Source organism: Paenibacillus sp. FSL P4-0176 (assembly GCF_037975265.1).
Classification (GTDB): Bacteria; Bacillota; Bacilli; order Paenibacillales; family Paenibacillaceae; genus Paenibacillus; species Paenibacillus amylolyticus.
Genome location: NZ_CP150242.1, coordinates 528551 through 547103 on the forward strand (window position 1 = coordinate 528551; position 18553 = coordinate 547103).

At 48.6% G+C, this 18553-nt stretch carries 16 protein-coding genes and 1 riboswitch; of the genes, 14 read left to right on the forward strand and 2 right to left on the reverse strand.

The window, feature by feature from the left end:
• Window positions 1-64: 64 nt before the first annotated feature.
• From MKY95_RS02525 to MKY95_RS02565, 9 genes are all read left to right on the forward strand, one after another.
• On the forward strand, window positions 65-1081 hold the full coding sequence (locus tag MKY95_RS02525) for a phosphotransferase (protein WP_339196721.1): 1017 nt from the start codon (window positions 65-67) through the stop codon (window positions 1079-1081).
• 192 nt (window positions 1082-1273) lie between these two features.
• Window positions 1274-1984, forward strand: a complete 711-nt coding sequence (locus MKY95_RS02530; protein WP_047840351.1) for a response regulator transcription factor — start codon at window positions 1274-1276, stop codon at window positions 1982-1984.
• Complete coding sequence (locus MKY95_RS02535; RefSeq protein WP_339196724.1) at window positions 1981-3471, forward strand: HAMP domain-containing sensor histidine kinase; 1491 nt, start codon at window positions 1981-1983, stop codon at window positions 3469-3471. The genes MKY95_RS02530 and MKY95_RS02535 overlap by 4 nt, the downstream gene beginning before the upstream one ends.
• Complete coding sequence (locus MKY95_RS02540) at window positions 3407-4567, forward strand: hypothetical protein (RefSeq protein ID WP_127547824.1); 1161 nt, start codon at window positions 3407-3409, stop codon at window positions 4565-4567. The genes MKY95_RS02535 and MKY95_RS02540 overlap by 65 nt, the downstream gene beginning before the upstream one ends.
• A gap of 204 nt (window positions 4568-4771) precedes the next feature.
• Window positions 4772-6547, forward strand: a complete 1776-nt coding sequence (locus MKY95_RS02545; protein WP_339196726.1) for a collagen-like triple helix repeat-containing protein — start codon at window positions 4772-4774, stop codon at window positions 6545-6547.
• A 134-nt stretch (window positions 6548-6681) separates the two neighbouring features.
• Window positions 6682-6806: riboswitch (glycine riboswitch) on the forward strand.
• Window positions 6807-7086: 280 nt separating this feature from the next.
• Entirely contained in the window at window positions 7087-7776 is a 690-nt protein-coding gene (gene sdaAB / locus MKY95_RS02550; RefSeq protein ID WP_074093257.1) for an L-serine ammonia-lyase, iron-sulfur-dependent subunit beta, read from the forward strand.
• Window positions 7766-8704: an L-serine ammonia-lyase, iron-sulfur-dependent, subunit alpha gene (gene sdaAA, locus MKY95_RS02555; protein WP_339196729.1), complete on the forward strand. Its 939-nt coding sequence runs from the start codon at window positions 7766-7768 to the stop codon at window positions 8702-8704. The genes sdaAB and sdaAA overlap by 11 nt, the downstream gene beginning before the upstream one ends.
• Window positions 8705-8891: 187 nt before the next feature.
• The gene (locus tag MKY95_RS02560; protein WP_315372319.1) at window positions 8892-10106 is read left to right on the forward strand and encodes an ABC transporter permease; all 1215 of its coding nucleotides are present in this window, start codon (window positions 8892-8894) and stop codon (window positions 10104-10106) included.
• Between the two features lie 54 nt (window positions 10107-10160).
• Entirely contained in the window at window positions 10161-10673 is a 513-nt protein-coding gene (locus tag MKY95_RS02565; RefSeq protein WP_076329668.1) for a helix-turn-helix transcriptional regulator, read from the forward strand.
• Window positions 10674-10813: 140 nt separating this feature from the next.
• Here the strand turns inward: MKY95_RS02565 and MKY95_RS02570 are convergent, their stop codons facing one another.
• Window positions 10814-12568 (reverse strand): alpha-glycosidase, encoded by a 1755-nt coding sequence (locus tag MKY95_RS02570; RefSeq protein ID WP_339196733.1) that lies wholly within the window; start codon window positions 12566-12568, stop codon window positions 10814-10816.
• Between the two features lie 227 nt (window positions 12569-12795).
• Here MKY95_RS02570 and MKY95_RS02575 point away from each other — a divergent pair, with 227 nt between their 5' ends.
• The 5 genes from MKY95_RS02575 to MKY95_RS02595 all read left to right on the forward strand — a co-directional run bounded on the left by MKY95_RS02575 (window position 12796) and on the right by MKY95_RS02595 (window position 17491).
• Window positions 12796-13479 (forward strand): response regulator transcription factor, encoded by a 684-nt coding sequence (locus MKY95_RS02575; RefSeq protein WP_339196736.1) that lies wholly within the window; start codon window positions 12796-12798, stop codon window positions 13477-13479.
• A 26-nt stretch (window positions 13480-13505) separates the two neighbouring features.
• Window positions 13506-15047, forward strand: coding sequence for a HAMP domain-containing sensor histidine kinase (locus tag MKY95_RS02580; protein ID WP_339196738.1), 1542 nt, complete (start codon window positions 13506-13508; stop codon window positions 15045-15047).
• 80 nt (window positions 15048-15127) lie between these two features.
• Window positions 15128-16042 carry an ABC transporter ATP-binding protein gene (locus tag MKY95_RS02585; protein WP_047840345.1) on the forward strand — a complete coding sequence of 305 codons (915 nt, stop codon included), beginning with the start codon at window positions 15128-15130 and terminating at the stop codon, window positions 16040-16042.
• On the forward strand, window positions 16039-16755 hold the full coding sequence (locus MKY95_RS02590) for an ABC transporter permease (protein WP_036607500.1): 717 nt from the start codon (window positions 16039-16041) through the stop codon (window positions 16753-16755). The genes MKY95_RS02585 and MKY95_RS02590 overlap by 4 nt, the downstream gene beginning before the upstream one ends.
• A gap of 1 nt (window position 16756) precedes the next feature.
• Window positions 16757-17491 (forward strand): ABC transporter permease, encoded by a 735-nt coding sequence (locus MKY95_RS02595; protein WP_036672186.1) that lies wholly within the window; start codon window positions 16757-16759, stop codon window positions 17489-17491.
• A 93-nt stretch (window positions 17492-17584) separates the two neighbouring features.
• Here MKY95_RS02595 and MKY95_RS02600 read toward each other — a convergent pair whose 3' ends face one another.
• On the reverse strand, window positions 17585-18145 hold the full coding sequence (locus MKY95_RS02600; protein WP_101314919.1) for a DapH/DapD/GlmU-related protein: 561 nt from the start codon (window positions 18143-18145) through the stop codon (window positions 17585-17587).
• Window positions 18146-18553: the final 408 nt, after the last annotated feature.

The window sequence follows — 18553 nt, forward strand, 5'->3', positions numbered from 1 at the left end:
TGCGGGATAAACATTATGCTACGATATTTAGTGTGAAGAGAACGTTTACATGACTTCGAAGGAGATGTTGATAATCACTACGGATCAGATGTCTTACGACCATATGGCAGCTCAGATTATACAGAACTACACTATTGAGAAACCTGTCGTTTCATATATTCGTCATAATGAGAATCTGACATATCATGTCGTTGATGAAGCAAGCGGGCAGAAGTATCTGCTACGGATACACCAAGCCGCATATGCAAGTATGACAGGCATTCAGCATACGCTTTCTGCGCTGGAGGCAGAGATGAATCTGCTTCATGAGTTAAATGCAACGACAGCATTGCGCGTGCAACATCCGGTACGCAATGCATCGGGTGAATGGGTCACGCTATGGACAAGTGAGGCAGGGAAAGAGATTTGTTGTACGGTACTGGAGTGGATTGAGGGAAGGGACATCCAGCAGGGAGAACGCCTGACAACAGAGCAGATCTATGATCTGGGGGCACAACTGCAGATGCTTCATCAATATGGGCGTGAGCAGAATCAGACAGATCGAACAAAGGTGCGGCCGGCATATGGCAATAGCCATGAGAACTTGGTCATGCTAGGGCAGCTAGAGGAAGGTGTCCGACTGGGGATTTTTACAACGGAAGACTTTGATCTGCTTCGTGAGACGTTTGAGAACATTAATGAGCAGTTAGAAACATACCCGCATTACGCAGGGACATGGGGGATCATTCATGGGGATATTACTCGCAACAATCTGCTGATAACGGAGCAGGGGATTTCCATGATTGATTTTTGTCTACACGGTTATGGTTATTATCTTTTTGATGCCGGAGGGGCAGCACTTATGTTCAATCGGGAGGAACGTGACATATTTTTATCCGGTTATACCCAACAGATCGCACCACTGACGGATCGTGATATTCGATTGATGGAAGGGTTCATGTTGATCTTTACACTGGGTTATTATGCTTTTCAGATGGCGAATGAGTCGAGGCACGAATGGATGAAAGATCGCATGCCGAAGCTGTGCAGTAAGTATTGTAGACCCTATGTACAGAACGAGAGCATCTTCTATGAGTTATGAGGTGTTTCCTTTTCTAGGAGCTATAACTTAGGATTAAGATTGTGAATATTACCTGGGCGTCCTGAACAATCGGGGTGCTCTTTTTGCATGCATTAGATAACGATCTTAATGGACATTTATGAAGAAAGTATAAACTCTGAGGAGAGTCAACTTTTCTTAGCTACAATATAGTCATGGGAGGATGAAGCAGCGATGAGAGACAGCGAAAATATATTGCTGGTGGAGGATGATCCGGAGATTGCCCGTATTTTGAGAGATCATCTACGTCATGAGGGTTATGGGGTAACTTGGGCATCAAGCGGTTTGGAGAGCTGGGAAGACTTTAGGGAGGGAACCTATCAATTAGTCTTGTTGGATCTGATGCTGCCGGAAATGGATGGGTTCACGGTATGCAAAAACATTAGACTGATCAGCGATGTTCCGCTGCTCATGATGAGTGCTCGAATCGAGGAAGAGAGCAAAGTCAGGGGGCTTGGGCTGGGAGCTGACGATTATATTACGAAGCCCTTCAGTCTAACGGAACTTACAGCTCGCATTAAATCTCATCTGAATAGGTACCGCAGATATCAGGGCGTGGAGCCGGATTCGACAGATAGACAGTATAACGATGGGTTATCGATTGATTATTTGAATCAGCGCGCACAGGTTCATGGAGAACATGTGGCACTAACCAACAAGGAATGGGCTTTGCTCATACTGCTTGCTTCTCATCCGGGCCGGGTGTTTACCAAGGCGGAACTGTATGAACATGTCTGGAGTCAGCCAGAGGCGGGGAACTCGAGTACAGTCACAGTTCATGTGAAGAGCCTTCGGGCCAAGCTTGGTGACGAGCCCCATCATCCACGCTGGATTCAGACGGTGTGGGGCAGTGGTTACCGGTTCGTGGGGGAGCCTGAGGAATGAAGTTGAAGTACTGGTTAATGCTTGCCTTCCTCATTGTAATGCTGTTGCCTGTCGCTGCTGGGTGGGCGCTGTACTCCCTGTATAACTATTACAATGATCAGCGTGCCGTAACGGAATATGTGGAGTTGTCCGGACAATTGGCTCCTATTGAACTGGCTTTATCTGACCCGGGACTGTACCAGCTGCACTCGCCTGATGCTTTCGCTGCACTCTCTGAATTGGAGAATGGTCGGGTGAACTTTGCTCTGTATTTACCAACAGGGATTCGGGTGTACACATCAGAGGGGAGTACATGGTCTGCTGGAGCTTACACCGTTGGGGGGGCGGAGCTGTATCGTAATTTGTACAACTTACAGATTCGTCATCGTACATTCTCGTTGAAGAAACCCGTATGGGAAAAGGGTGAGTTGGTCGGCATTTACGAAATCGTCATGCTGCGTGGAGATTGGCTGGAAGGCATATCCTTGCGGACTACCTGGGTCATGGGTCTCGCTGCTACTTTCTTTATTCTGTTATACGGAACAGTGCTGTGGTTGCTATCCCGAAAGCTCTTTCGGCCGATGAAATATCTCATAGAACGAATGGATGCTTTTGCACGGGGAGAGGCTGCTACGGATGTGGTACCTGTTCGTCATGATGAAATGGGCATCTTGCTCCAACAGTTTGATGCAATGCAAGACAAGATCAGACATACTCAGGCCGATGTGGAGAGGGAGCAAAAAGAAAAAGAGCTCATGATCGCCTCGTTATCCCATGATCTGAAAACACCGTTGATGTCCATTAGTGCCTATACGGAAGTACTTAACGGTGATCGTCAACTGAAACGCCTTGAAAGGCAGGAATATCAGGATGTGCTGCTCGGAAATGTGGAGCGGATGAAACAGATGATTAGTGAACTTGAGATGTATACGGCGTTGGGTTCCAGTGAATCGGAGATGGCCATGGTTAAGGTGGAAGGTGAAGAGTTTTTTGATATGCTGCTTGGGAGCTATGAGGGACTTGCCGAGCGTGGTCAGATTGACGTGAAGATGGATGTCCGCACAGATCAACTGTACCGAGTTCATCCCGAACAACTGATGCGCCTGACAGATAATCTGATAAATAATGCACTACGCCACACAAGGACGAACGGTGTAATAGGACTAGGGGTTATTGCTTCAGATTGGGAGCTTCCTGAATGGATTATTCCTTCGCTTAGAGCTGAATTGGATAACTACAGGGCGGGAGCAACATTGATCATAGTACAAAACGAAGGTCCTGCTATTCCTGAAGAACAGCTCATTCGTATCTTCGAACCCTATGTTCAACACCAGAATCAGGAGGAGAAGACATATGCAGGTGGTTCGGGATTGGGATTGAGTATAGCCAAACGGGTTGCAATAAAGCACGGAGGGGATATGCGCATGTGGTCATACGAAGGATATGGAACGCTGGCAGTATGCCGATTGCCTGAACATGGAGAATGTAAACGCAGAGAGGGTGGATAAGATGATGAAAAAAGGATGGATGATGCTGGGTACTGCTGTGTTGGCAGGCGCCCTGCTTGGAGGTTGCGCGGAGAAGGATATGCTGTCTATGTCAGGAGATGAGATGATTGAGAAGGTTGTCTCAGCAGAAACAGAACCCGCCTCGTATTATGCGGAAGGTGTGATGAAGATATGGGCGGATGACAAGCTGACTAACACGATGCAAATTAAGGAATGGGTAGATGGTGAAACCGGACGAAAGCGCACGGAAACATCAGAGAATGGCAATGTCAGTTACGCAGTTAATAATGGAAAGAAGATCATCATATATGAAAAAGAAACAGGGGCAGCATATTCCATGGATGCATCATCCGTGTCACAACAACCTAATCAAACCCAGAAGCAAATATTGCTCGATCAACTAGAGCGGTTACGTACTACGCATGATGTGAATATGATGGGACAGGAGAAACTTCATGGACAGGACGTCATTCATATTGAATTGACACCAAAAGAAGAAGGCGCATTCTCCATATCTTCAGAGTATTGGGTAGATCCCAAAACGTGGATGATTGTCAAAGTAAACAGCGCGTATGGGGATGGAAAATCAGAAATGGTCTATGATCCGATTCAGTATGACCCTGAATTCACAAAGGATACTTTCGTAATTGACATCCCTAAGGAGGTCGATGTGAAGGACTTGACCGATATGATGCAGAATTCCGAAGTGACCCTAGAGGAAGCGGAAAAAGCGTTGGAACAGCCGTTCCTACAGGACATGAGTGGAGAATTCGAACTATCACGGATCGAAATGTCTACATCGCGCGGTGAGCTGAGCAGAGATGAAGTAACCTTGTATTATGTAAGTAACGACAAGGTAGAAGTCAGCCTGACGGTATTCAAGATGCCGGAAGAAAATGTGGACGATACACTAATACCGGATGAAGCCGAGATTAAGGTTCGTAACACCGAGGGTTCATATATGAAGAGCATTCGGAACATATCATGGAGTGAGAATGGCTTACGGTACTCCATCATGGGTGAAAACGAAGGATGGACAAAGGCAAAGTTGCAAGCTTGGGCGGAAGCACTGACCCTTCCCAATCCGTCTAGATGAGCTAAAGAATAATAAGGTTGCCGCAGAAACGAAGCGGCAGCTTTTTTTGTATATTCTCCTTTTGGTGTGGTGGATATCTATTCGATCTCCTTTCAGTCCATTCCAAAAAGGCAAGAGGCAACTTCACGTTTACAGTTCAATATGCATATTCATAGAAGACAATCTTGATTTGGTGATGGAGGCAGGAGAAGGGGGCATCGCAGGATGGCTGTTTTATCAACAGGGCCAATAGAAAATAATATAGTGGTGGGAAGCGGCGAGCGTCCTACACAGAGAATTACAGTGAAATTAGACAATTGGAGTCTCACTAGTTTCTCTACCGTTCTGGTTCAAGGATATTATTTGAATGGTGTTCGCACACTATACGTTGAGGAATTGTTTAATGTTTTGCCTAACCAGGTTATAACAAATGACTATTATGCAGATTTGGATGCATTTGAGTTTATATTTATCACAGGTGATGATACGGAGGATGAAGTTCAGATTTCGGTATGGGGGAAAAACGAGAACGGTCAACTGGTAACGGCACATCGTTTGGTGTCTGAGGAATTGTTAGGAGCGAACCCCGGTCTAGTCGGGGTAACGGGTGCGACTGGAGCTACAGGGACAGCAGGGGTTGCGGGAACAACTGGTCCTACAGGGGCTACAGGTGTTACAGGACTGACAGGAGTTACTGGTCCTCCTGGAGGAACTACGGGATCGACGGGAGAGACCGGTGTCACTGGGACCACGGGGGAGACAGGATCTACCGGAGTGACGGGTATTACTGGGAGTACAGGAATAACAGGAACGACTGGAGTCACCGGGAGCACAGGGGAGACAGGGTCTACTGGAGCCACAGGTGTCACCGGTAGTACGGGAATAACAGGAACGACTGGGGTCACTGGGGCTACAGGTGCGACAGGCGTAACTGGGGCGACCGGAGTTACTGGAGATACGGGAGCGACAGGACTGACAGGAACGACTGGGGTCACTGGTGTTACAGGCGCAACAGGCGTAACGGGGACGACCGGAGTTACTGGTGTTACAGGCGCAACAGGCGTGACGGGAGCGACCGGAGTCACTGGAGATACAGGTGCGACAGGATTGACGGGGGCGACCGGAGCTACTGGTGCAACGGGAGTTACGGGAACGACCGGAGTTACTGGAGCTACGGGAGTGACAGGCGTAACGGGGACGACCGGAGTTACTGGTGTTACAGGTGCGACAGGCGTAACGGGGACGACCGGAGTTACTGGAGATACGGGCGCGACAGGACTTACAGGAACGACCGGAGTTACTGGGGCTACAGGTGCAACAGGCGTAACAGGGGCGACTGGAGATACTGGTGTTACAGGTGCAACCGGATTGACGGGAGCAACAGGAGTCACTGGAGATACAGGCGCAACGGGAGTAACAGGGACGACCGGAGTCACTGGTATTACAGGTGCGACAGGCGTAACGGGAACGACCGGAGCCACAGGGGTTACAGGTGCGACAGGCGTGACGGGAACAACCGGGACGTCCGGAGTAACGGGAGCAACGGGAGCGACCGGAGTCACAGGGGTTACAGGTGCGACCGGATCAACAGCAGCTTCTGCTCCTGCGGATTCTTCCTTGTTTGCTGATAGCCAAACCACGGCGTTGGGTCTTTCATTAGTAGCTGAAACGACGATTCAGACACTTAATGTACCTGTAGTGGCAGGTCAACGCGTGAAAATCGATAATAGTACACAAGTAGCAATAGTTGTAGGATCTAACTGGAGTATTGCGTATAACATTAATCTGAGACGTAACGGAGTTTTAATTAATCAATTGCAACTCTCACGAACCGGTAATGCTTCGGGAACGTTGAGGTTTCTTTCCTCCAACACTTACGTGGATACATCCCCGACTACAACGACTAATGCATACACGATAAGTATCCAATTTACGACAACTAGCAACGTCACGAGTGCCTCAGCGGAAGTGAGAAATCTGAATGCTATTCGTTTCAGTTAAAATAGACATCGAACTTATGATAATTACACGTTACTTTTGTTGACATATATGATATTGTACATTACTCTATGGGTATACTTGATCAAAAATTTAGAAATATACCAATTCGAATCGAATTAAGATAATACAGCGGATGATAACGAGCGGGAGAGACCTGGGTTAGCCGAGCAATATGGCTAGTGTTCAGGCACCGAAGGAGCAAGCTACTGCGCACCCGGCGCAGTGGTTAATCTCTCAGGTAAATGTACCATCGTTGGACGCAACTCTGGAGAGTGCGCGAACTGCGCCACCCAAGGGGTATATGATCAGTCAACCCGGTGAACTTGTCTGTAATCGCAGGCAGTGTACCCTTGTCGTGAGACACTGCTGATCGTGAAACTCTCAGGTATCGAGGACAGAGAGAGGGCCTGAGGCCTTCTTCTGTCCTTTTTTGATGTCATCATATCCAAAATAAGGGACATTGTGGATGGAACTCCGGGATCGAAATGACGAATACATTTTACAAATATGAATCATGATTAATAATGGAGGGTTACAAGGTGCGATTTAAAGATGTTTTCTCAATTATTGGTCCGTCGATGACGGGGCCTTCAAGTTCACATACAGCTGGAGCGGCAAGGTTAGGGAGAATTGCTCGACAGTGGCTAGGATGTACGCCAGATCGTGCTCGGCTGACGCTGTACGGTTCATTTGCAGATACGTATCAGGGGCACGGAACAGATCTGGCACTGATCGGCGGTCTGCTGGATTATGTCACAGACGATCCGCGTATCCCGGATGCAGAGCAATACGCAGAGGAAGCGGGCATGGAGGTTGAGTTTTATACAAGTGGCCTGCCTGCTCCTCATCCGAATACGGTCAAAATTGAGTTGTGGCATGGAGAACGTGCCTGCTCCTTAATCGGTGCATCCATTGGTGGTGGAAGCGTATCCGTGCATTCGATGAATGATTTTCGTGTTCAGATTAGTGGTGAGTTTCCAACACTCGTTCTGCGGCATGCGGATAAAGCGGGCGTACTCGCGTCAGTGACGTCCACGATCAGTTCATCCGGGGTTAACATCGGGTATATGCAGGTGGACCGGAAAGCCCGTGATGGCGAAGCGCTTACCGCGATGGAAATGGATGGTGTGCCTAATCCTGATATGCTCAAGCGTCTAAGGGAGCTGGACCATGTATTGGACATTCGTGTCATTGATTTGAAGAGAGGAGTTGATTCGGATGCGGTTTAAACATTTGCACGAACTGAATACGATCTGTACAGCAGAATCCAAAACCATTGCTCAGCTGATGATCGAGGAGCAGGTTCAGGAGACCAATACACCGGAAGCGGATGTTGTGAAGCAGATGTCTGAATATTATCAGGTGATGAAGGAAGCGGTACGCAAAGGGTTAACGGAAGATACGACATCACGCAGTGGATTAACAGGTGGAGACGGCAAAAAAATGGCCGAGTACATTCGCAAGGGTGAGACTTGTTCAGGAGATGCTTCCGCACTTGCCATGGCGTATGCCCTGTGTGTATCTGAAGTGAATGCCTCCATGGGCCGGATCGTGGCAACACCAACAGCCGGTTCCTGCGGCATTATCCCGGGTGTTTTTATCAGTTCACAGGAGCGATTTGGCTGGACGGACGAACATTTGGTGAACGGGTTGTTCTGTGCGGGAGCGATTGGTTATGTTATCGCCAACAATTCATTTATCTCCGGCGCCGAGGGTGGCTGTCAGGCGGAAGTGGGTTCCGCTATCGGCATGGCTGCGGGTGCCATGGTTGAACTGCGTGGAGGTACACCGGAACAGGTCGTTCATGCCGTTGGTTTGGCGTTAAAAAATACACTGGGCCTTATCTGCGATCCGGTCGCAGGCCTTGTTGAAATCCCGTGCATCGTCCGTAATGGACTGGGTGCAGTTACGGCGCTGGCTGCGGCTGACATGGCCCTGGCCGGAGTGCGTAGTGCCATTCCGTCAGACGAAGTCATCGATGTCATGCTGGAAGTAGGCAGTGCGATGCCGAGCCGCCATCGGGAGACAGCCCAAGGTGGACTGGCCCAGACACCAACCGGCCGCAAAATGATGCAGAAGTTGGCTAAACCGAAGGCAAAGCGTGCAGAGCCTGAGACGGAGTCGTCTACTGAAAATGATGCAGAACCTAAGACGTAATAGGATTGATATGAAAAGCCGGTACAAATCTTCCTGGTGAAGAGATGTATCGGCTTTTTTTGTCTTTTTCCAACGAAGAAAAACAAAAAAACATTGACGATCTATATATCGATTAGATATATTAATTGTTGTCATATATCAATGCGATATATATAGGAGCGAAACAAAATTAAAGGAGATGGATAGAATGAAAGGTATTTTCCAGACGAGTCTGCTGTTTTTGAAAAACGGAGCCACCATTGTAGGTTTAATTACGGCTGTGCTGTTTCAGGTTTTTTTTAACATCATCTGGCTTAGCGGATACGACCAGGTTAACGAAAGAATGACTCAATTGGCTGTCACCATCGTGAATGAAGATGGGGTAGCGGCTGAACCAGTGGCTAAGTCTTTGGCGGCAGGTCTGAATTTCGAGATCAAACCATCTGAATCGATGCAAGAAGCACGACAGATGTTAACGGATCGGAATGTGTACATGATTATTGAGATTCCATCAGGTTTCATGCAACAGGCAGAAGACTTGTCAAAACCGATGACAGTGAAGTATGTGATGAACGAATCAAACGTGGCTACCGTGAAAAGTGTGATGCAGAACGTAGCCGCACAAGTTACAGCGACGTTGAACCGTGAAGTACAAGAGAATGGCATTCGCGGAGTGCTGAATCAGTCCGGTATGACTGCTGATCAATCCGATGCGCTTGCGGTAGGGTTATCTTCACGCGTGGAGGCAGAGGTGGAGCGACTGAATCCTGTTGATAATTTTGCTTTCTCCATGGTACCGATGTTGATTGTAACCGCTACGTTTACCGGAGCAATGTTGCTTGGCATGAATCTGCAAAAAGTGTCTGGAGAACTGAGTGGCAGGGCAGGGAAATGGGAGCGCTTCTGGGCCCGCAACATCGTTAATGTTGGTGCGGCATTTATCGTCTCGCTCGTTGGATCGGGGATGATGCACATTATGGGGGTATCGTCAGCAGCCGGTTGGTTCATGTTATGGCTGTTCCAGTTGCTGGTCACCATATCTTTTATACTCATGGCTCAGTTGAGCTTGTTGTTGCTTGGCAATGCTGGGGCTTGGTTAAACAGTGCGCTGTTGCCTCTGCTGATGCTGTCCTCGGGATCAACGATTCCGCGAGATGTAATGCCTGACTTCTACCAAGTGATCGGTCATTATCTGCCAGCGACTTATGCCGTAGAAGGGATGATGAACCTTGTGCTCGGAGGAAACGGAATTGGCCGGGATGCGATGTTGCTCGCCGTAATCGGTGGTGTAACACTGACTCTGGGTGCGCTTTGCATCTGGATCAGACGCTCCGGCCCGGTACGTTCTGAAGCTCGTAGGGAGGACCAGCCTGCTGCTGTGCCTGTTGCTCTGAAAGCAACCGTTTCGTCATCTGATCATTGAACAAGGGGTACTGATTGTGATACGTTAAGGGGAATGGAAAGGAGCGGTACACCGATGAACACGCAGCATGTCATCCTCGGAATACTGCACAATCAGCCAAGTTCCGGATACGAGATCAAGCAGTACTTTGAACAATATTTTTCATTTTTCTTTGATGCCAGTTTCGGCACCATATATCCTACACTTGCGAAGATGGAAAAGTCAGGATTGCTGACTAAGGAATCGGTGAAGCAGGAAGGGAAACCTGATAAGAACGTGTATTCATTGACCCCTGAAGGAGCAACGCAATTTCACGCCTATTTAATGAGTCCTTTGGAAGCTGAGGTATTTCGTTCTGATTTTCTGATGCGGTTGTATTTCGGAGAGTTGGCGGATGAAGATACCGTAACGGGTTGGATATCCAGCCAGTTGAAGCGAAAGGAAATGTTATACGCTGAACTTCAGCGCCAGATGGAGGAATTCGGCGAACGTATTTCGCCTGCACAGCGTCTGTGTCTGCAAGTGGGGCTTGTACAATATGAGGCCACCATCCAGTTGCTCAAGGAACAGCTGGTTCGGCCAGAGTAATCCATGGCCATAATGAATAACGTCAAAATCAAATAGGTGCTCCACAGATCAGGAACAGATCTGGGAGCGCCTATTTCGTTTGATATGCCGATGAACTGAACAGACTCCAGTCTTGCATATGAGCAAGTATAGCTTGGTGTTTATATGAGACTAGTACTCAGTACGGCATATCCATACGCGGGCAGTTCAATGGCGAGTATGCCATCTTCCTTGGCAGTACGATGGTTTCCGCCGAATAACTCGGTCCATTCCTCGTCACCAGCCTCCAGCTCGACAATAGCCGTCTCATCTGATCGATTGAACAGAACCAGAATGCGTTCCTCCTCATTTTGTCGCTCAAATACCAGTTGGCTGCCATCGGGACGAGCCTGCAGGAAACGAACGGTGCCTTCTGCACGCAGGGCAGGATGAGCATGACGTAGGGAGATCAGTTTCTGATAAAAGTTAAACAGCTCTCGGTCCTGCTTTGCTTCATCCCATTCCATGCATTTACGGCAGCCCGGATCATGTTCGCCGTCCATGCCAATCTCGTCTCCGTAATAGATGCACGGAGCACCCATATAACTGAACTGGAATAACGCAGCCAGCTTCATCTTGCGCTGGTCGCCTTCACACAGTGTGAGCAGCCGCGTGGTATCGTGGCTGTCCAGCAAGTTGAACGCCACTTCGCTGGCCTGAAGCGGATAACGGGATAACTGTCGCCCGATGGAGTTTGCGAACTGTTCGGCGTGCATCGTATTTTTCACAAAGAAAGCATTCACGGCATCGGTAAACGGATAGTTCATGGACGCATCGAACTGGTCACCTTGCAACCAGGAGGAAGACTCGTTCCATACTTCGCCCAGAATATAGGCATCCGGATTAGCCGCTTTGACTACACGGCGGAAATCACGCCAGAATGCATCGTCCACTTCGTCTGCCACATCCAGCCGCCATCCGTCCGCACCTACTTCCTTGATCCAATACTCGGCAACCTCCAGCAGATAGGCCTTAACCTCAGCATTCTCCGTATTCAGCTTTGGCATATGCGCTTCGAATCCGAAGGTCTCATACGTTGGAATGCCGTCCTTCACGTCCAGCGGGTATTCATGTACATGGAACCAGTCCTTGTATTTGGATTGTTCTCCGTTCTTCTGCACATCCACAAACGGCGCAAATGTCTTCCCGGAATGGTTGAACACAGCATCCAGAAGTACGCGAATTCCACGTTCATGGCACAGCTCGACCAGTCGTTTCACGGTATTTGCGTCACCAAAGTGCCGGTCTACCCGCAGGTAGTCTTCTGTATCGTATTTGTGATTGGTAGTGGCTTCGAAGATGGGTGTGAAGTAGATCGCATTAATGCCAAGATCGCTGATGTAATCCAGATGGTCGATCACGCCCTGAAGGTCACCGCCGAAGAAATTGAAAGGTGTCGGCTCACCACCCCACGGCTCTACCTTTTCCGGACTAATATCCGGATTGCCGTTGGCGAATCGTTCAGGGAAAATCTGATAGAACACTGCATCCTTAACCCATGCAGGGGGTGTGAATACAGCTCCAGCATGAATATAAGGGAACTGGAACATACGACCCGGATCGTCTGGTTCTTTTTCCTGGAAGTCCGTCTCGGTCATCCAGATCTGTTCGTCTCCGTTTTTGAGCAGAAAAGAGTACTTCAGTCGGTGGTAGGGAGGTTTCACCTCACCCTCGAAGTAATCGAACATGGAGTCAGAGGTGAACTTTGTTAAGGGAACCAGCGCTTTGGTTGCATCCCACGCATATTTATCCCCGGTCAGGGCATGTACCTCGGTCAGATCATTCTTTTTGGCACGCAGGCGCAGATGGATTGTATCTTGGTCATAGGCATAGGCCCAGTTTCGTTTCGGTTGATGATAAATAGCTTCCAGCAACATAATGATTTCCTCCCGTCAGGTGTAGCACTGATATGTACTTGTTAGACTTGATTAATATGACATTCCCCATGTTAATGGATAAGCTATAATTAGCATGTGTGGTAACGTAAAGGACTTCAACATTTGCTCAACAAGACATGAATCCATATGATATAGACAGCTTTTATCATGATGATGCTCAGATATATCATTAACCCAATGGGGGCAGAAAGGAAACGAATATTCGGATGAAAACCAAACTGTTATATATTGAAGACGATACGGAAATTGCGACTTGGGTCAGAGCCGATCTGGAGGAACGCGGTTATGAGGTGGTGTGGCTCGGCAGTGGTGAAGGCGCAGCGGAGGCCGCTGTCGGTTGCTCACTCATTATTCTGGATGTCATGCTGCCCGGACTGGATGGATTTACGGTGGGCCAGCGACTGAAAAAAGAACATCCCGCCGTGCCCATTGTCATGCTCTCGGCCAGAACGTCCATTGACGATAAGTTGCACGGTCTTGATTTTGCCGATGACTATGTGACCAAACCATTTCACCCCGATGAACTGGCTGCCCGGATTGAAGTACAACTGCGTAAGGCAGGAACAGCGGTATCCACGGATACAGCCCTGAAGCTGGATCATCTCTCCATCTATGAGAAGGACAATCGGATCATCAATGAGGAGACGGGGGATGAGATTATTTTATCGGGAAAACAGTTCCACATCTTCGCCTACCTGCTACGACATATGGGCATGATTCGAACCAAAGAGCAGATCTATGAAGCCGTCTGGAACGAGCCCTATCTGGATGGGGACAAGACTTTAATGGTACATATTCGACATCTACGCGAAAAGCTGGAGCTTGATCCGGCCAATCCGGTAGTTATTCAGACGGTCCGTGGTGTGGGATATCGTGTGAAAAAGCCATGATTCGGTGGTTCAAGGAACGGAAGATCATGAAGGGAGAACGGAAGGGAGAACGAAGCATGGAGCAAAAGCAATCCGGGCGGCGTAAGCTTCGCTTTGGGCGGTCCTTGATGTCCAGATACATCATCCTGATCTTGGCGGCTGTATTATTTGTCCCCGTCATTCTTCCGATCATGTCCATCATATATGTTGTTGTAGTGAATAACACGAATATGAATCAAGCGGCACCTTATGGTGACGTTACCCAGATCAGTAACCTCTGGTCGCTTGAAGCGGAGAACCTGGATGGTGCTTCGGATGAAGAGATTAAGGCCCAGTTGGAGCAATTACATGGCTCGTATCCCAAAGCTTCCATGTATCGTGTGAAAGCGAGCGGTGAGACCCTCTTTATTCTCGGTAGTGAAGATGTAACGCTTCTGAAATCCACGTCGCCGGATGGCAGGACAGACACGACATTGAGATGGTCACTGGATTCCGGGCAAACGGCAGAGACCCGAATTCCAGCCGAATGGAATGCGAACAATACCGTGCAATTCATGAAAGAAGCTTCCTTTCGCGATCCGTTGACCGTAGTTTCATATATTGGCGGGGGTGAAAAGGACAGAGGACAGGGCTTCATGATCATTGAAGTGCCGAGATCACTTCTGCAAATGAATCACAGTAACGGGCTGCTGGAACTTTTGTATCTCGGCATTGTAATGACCATCATCTTTCTGAGCTTCATCATGATGTCGATTCTCTTCTTCGCACGCATTCGCAAACGACTTATTCGTTTGCAGACAGCCATGATGACCACAGGCAAGGAAGGCCTCCCGCTTCCGGTAGATATCCGCCAGTCAGACGAGATCGGTCAACTGGAAGAAGCCTTCAATCAGATGGTGCATCAACTGTCCGACAGCCGTCACCGTGAACGCGAGGAGGAACAATTGCGCAAACGTCTCATTGCGGGGCTTTCCCACGATCTGCGTACCCCGCTAACGGTGATTCGTGGACATATGCATGCCTTGCACAAGGAAGAGCTGAGCGAGCAAGGTGACCGTTCATTACATCGCATGGAAGCAAAGATGGAGGACCTCGGCGGGCTCATTGACAACATGTTATCCTACAACTTGCTCACGAGCGGGAAATATACACTGAAGCTGGAAGAGAAAGATATACTGCGGATCGTCAGGGAAACGGCGGCCGCCTGGTACCCGGTCTGGGAGAAAGAGCAATTCGATATTGATATTGACCTGCCAGAGGAACCGTTGATTTGGCATATGGATGAACAGGGCATGCGCCGTATTCTTGATAATTTGTTCCAAAACGTGATCCGTCATGCCGCCAGCGGGAAATATATTGGTATATCTACTCAGGAGATTCAGGGTGAGACGGCCATCGTTATTCAGGATCGGGGTCCGGGAATGCAACCGAATTCCGACACAAAAGGCACAGGTCTAGGCTTATCCATTGTAGACCTGTTGATTCGTGAGATGGGTCTGCGCAAGCGGGTAGACAGTTCCGATACGGGTGTCCAGACATATATCTACAGTGGTAAGGGGAAACAGGGAAACAACAAACCGCTGAAATAGCTTTTTTAAACTAAACTTAAACTAGAGACTACTTTGGCTTTAACCTTGGAAGGTTACGATAGTTCCGAGGTGATCATACAGTGAGTGAAAATATTATTCAAACGGCTAATCTATGGAAAACATACCGGGACCGTGCAGCGGTCCGTGAACTTGATCTGCATATTAAAAAGGGAGATATCTACGGCTTCCTCGGTCCCAACGGCGCCGGCAAAACGACAACGATTCGCATGCTTCTCGGCTTGATTAAACCAACCAAAGGTGTGATCCGTGTCTTCGACAAGGATATCCGCAAGGATCGCATGGATATTTTGCGCCGTGTGGGTTCCTTGGTTGAATACCCGTCCTATTACGGACATCTGAACGCAGTAGAGAATCTGGAAACTTTGCGCCGCATCATCAATGTACCAAAATCAAGAATTGCTGAAGTGCTGTCCATTGTAGATCTGACCAAGGATGCCAAACGTTCGGTGAAGGGGTATTCCCTTGGGATGAAGCAACGTCTGGGTATTGCCAGCGCTTTGCTGGGTGAACCGGAGCTGCTGATTCTGGACGAACCAACAAATGGGCTTGATCCTGCCGGTATTCAGGAGATTCGGGAACTGATCAAACGCATGCCTCTGGAACACGGCATTACCGTTCTGGTTTCCAGCCACTTGCTGAGTGAAGTCGAACAGATGGCAAGTCGCGTTGGTATTATCCGTGAAGGCAAGATGGTGCTTCAGGATACTATCGCAAGTCTGCATAGTCAGACGGGTAGCTCTATCCGGTTAACGGTTTCCGAGCCGGAAGAGGCTATGAAGCTGGCGAGAGAACAGGGACAATTTGGTCAGCAACAAGGTGCTGCATTAACGTTCCCTTATATGGATAACAGTTCAGTGGCACTGCTTGTGCGCCGATTAATTGAACAGGATCATGATGTGTATCGTGTAGAGGAACAGCGTCAGTCGCTGGAAGATCTGTTCATGCGGGTCATTGGCGAGGGGGCTTCCATATGACCGGGCGTGCATTATCGTCAGACTGGCTCAAGATTCGGGGGAAAGGGATCTGGTTTCTTGTCTTTCTGGCCCCTCTTGGATTGACAGCGATGCAGGCGCTTAATTTTGGCTTACGGCTGGACTATCTGAAAGAGCAGTATGCAGATAACCTGTGGGGCGGATTATTGGGCAATGTGGTTGTTTTTGTGCCCTTGTCTCTGATGCTGGGAGCAACCATTCTCAGCTCCATGATCGCCAATGTTGAGCATGAACAGGGATCGTGGAAACAGTTGCTCGCGATGCCCATTCCCAGACCAGCCGTGTATTTAGCCAAGTTCCTGCTTGCTTGTGTGCTGCTGGTGATCTCCTGCCTGCTGCTAACCGCAGGAATTGTGGGTCTGGGTCTGATCCTCGGATTCCATGCCAGCGAAATACCTTGGACACATGCGATCAAGCTGGGTCTATTGCCTTTGGCTGGTGCACTTCCGGTGTTGTCACTGGAGTTGTGGCTCACGATGGTTAACAAGAATCAGGCGCTTCCCGTCACCCTGGGTATCGTTCTCGCGATAACGGGTATGTTCTCACTCAGTATCTCACCAATCTTTCCGCTCGCATGGGCACAGATGGCCTGGAATGGGCCTAATCCATACCTGTATGCAGGCATGGGGGCAGGTCTAGGGTTATTAATCCTGTTGCTGGGTATGGTGCATTTTAGCCGGAAGGATGTGGCCTGATATGAGCTTTGCGACAACGTACTTCCGAATCTTGTCCGCTGAACGATTGAAAATGAGCAAATCGCCCATATGGCTCCTGATTCTGCTGAGTCCACTCATTGCGCTGCTCATCGGACTGTTGTCCACGCCATCGGGCAATTGGCAGGTATTGATGACCACGATGGTTTTCCTGCACGGATTGTTATTGTTACCGATGCTGACTGGTGTGTTTACGTCCTTTGTCTGCCGTTTCGAACATGCAGGTGGAGGGTGGAAGCAGATGCTGGTTTTACCGCTCACACGTTCAGGTGTATATGCAGGTAAACTGACGATTGTACTCATGCTTCTGGCGGGCACGCAAGTATTGTTGCTGATGTCCATTCTGCTGGCAGGCATGTTTCACGGCATTACGATGCCAGTACCTTGGGGATTCTTGGTAGGTAAACTGCTGCTTGGCTTGCTGGCCTGTATACCCCTGGCTGCCCTGCAGATGTTCGTTTCATTGGTGTGGAGCAGCTTTGCCGCACCGCTCGCACTGAATTTTGCATTGACCATACCGAATATTCTCATTGTAAACTCGGCGACATATGGGCCGTATTATCCATGGGCACAACCGATGATTCTGATGACACCCGTGGACGGCGCAGGTTTCGGAGCCTACAATGTTCCACTGATCACAATGCTGGCGGTTGTTGGAGGCAGTGCTGTTATTTTCATTGGAATCGGCATGATGTATTTTGCGAAAAAAGAAATCTGAATAATCCGTTACACCCTTGGTTATCGTAAGTCAAAATCCTCTTTAAGCAAAACATGCAAGCTCTATTGTATGTATGCTTCAGGAGGATTTTTTCTAATGTCTGACCCACCCATCATGAATGGTCAACTCCCGAATGATTTTGGCTGGTGCTCCGGCTACAAGTGTATTTTCGGGTACATCTTTGGTCACCGTGCTTCCTGCTGCCACAACTGCATTTCTGCCAATGGTCACTCCGGGCAAAATAAGCGCGCCTGTACCAATCCAGGCATTATCCTGAATCACAATCCGCTTGGCAGTCTGGCTCCCGTCATCCAGCGAGTCAATCCGGTGGTAGGCACTGTCGAATATGCTTGTTCGAGGACCAATCATGACATTATTGCCGATGGTCACTTCAACGTTAGCGGCAATCCCCACACCTGCATTAATCATGACGTCATCGCCAATCGTTAATCGCGCGCCTTTGACCACCGTTAACTGGGTTCCCCAAGGTTTGCCTATGATGTTAAGTCGTTTTCCTACCTGCAAATCACCCAATTTATTCAGATAAACCTTACCCCTGATTCGTGGCAGCAGGCCCATTGAGGGCTGGATTTTACCAAAGATGGCCAAACCTCTTAGTTTACCGTAAGCAATTTTAACTCTGTTGGGCAGCATGATTCATCCGTCCTCTCCGTAGTCAAAAAACTTTTTTTAAAGATTATAGCCTTTTCGATACAAAATGTATCGTTAATTTTATATCGAGGCATCATAAGAGCGGCTTATCTCTCTTTCTTTGAGAAACTTTGTTTCAGGCGGGGGTCAGGTTCATCCTCTCAACTCGCTAACGAATCTGAGGAGTACTATTCAAGGATTTGAAGTGATCTCAGCAATCTAAGGAACCTGAGACATGTTATATCCAATGAAACAACCGTTTGCAGCGTATATGACAGGGGATTATGGGGATTGACGTGTCTGATGTTCCTTAAAATTTAAAAAGGGCACATGGACGCCAAATAAGATGTCCTGAGTTCTTTAGAAAATCGTTTAGCCATCCGCCAGAATCAGCTGACTTGGAATTGAACT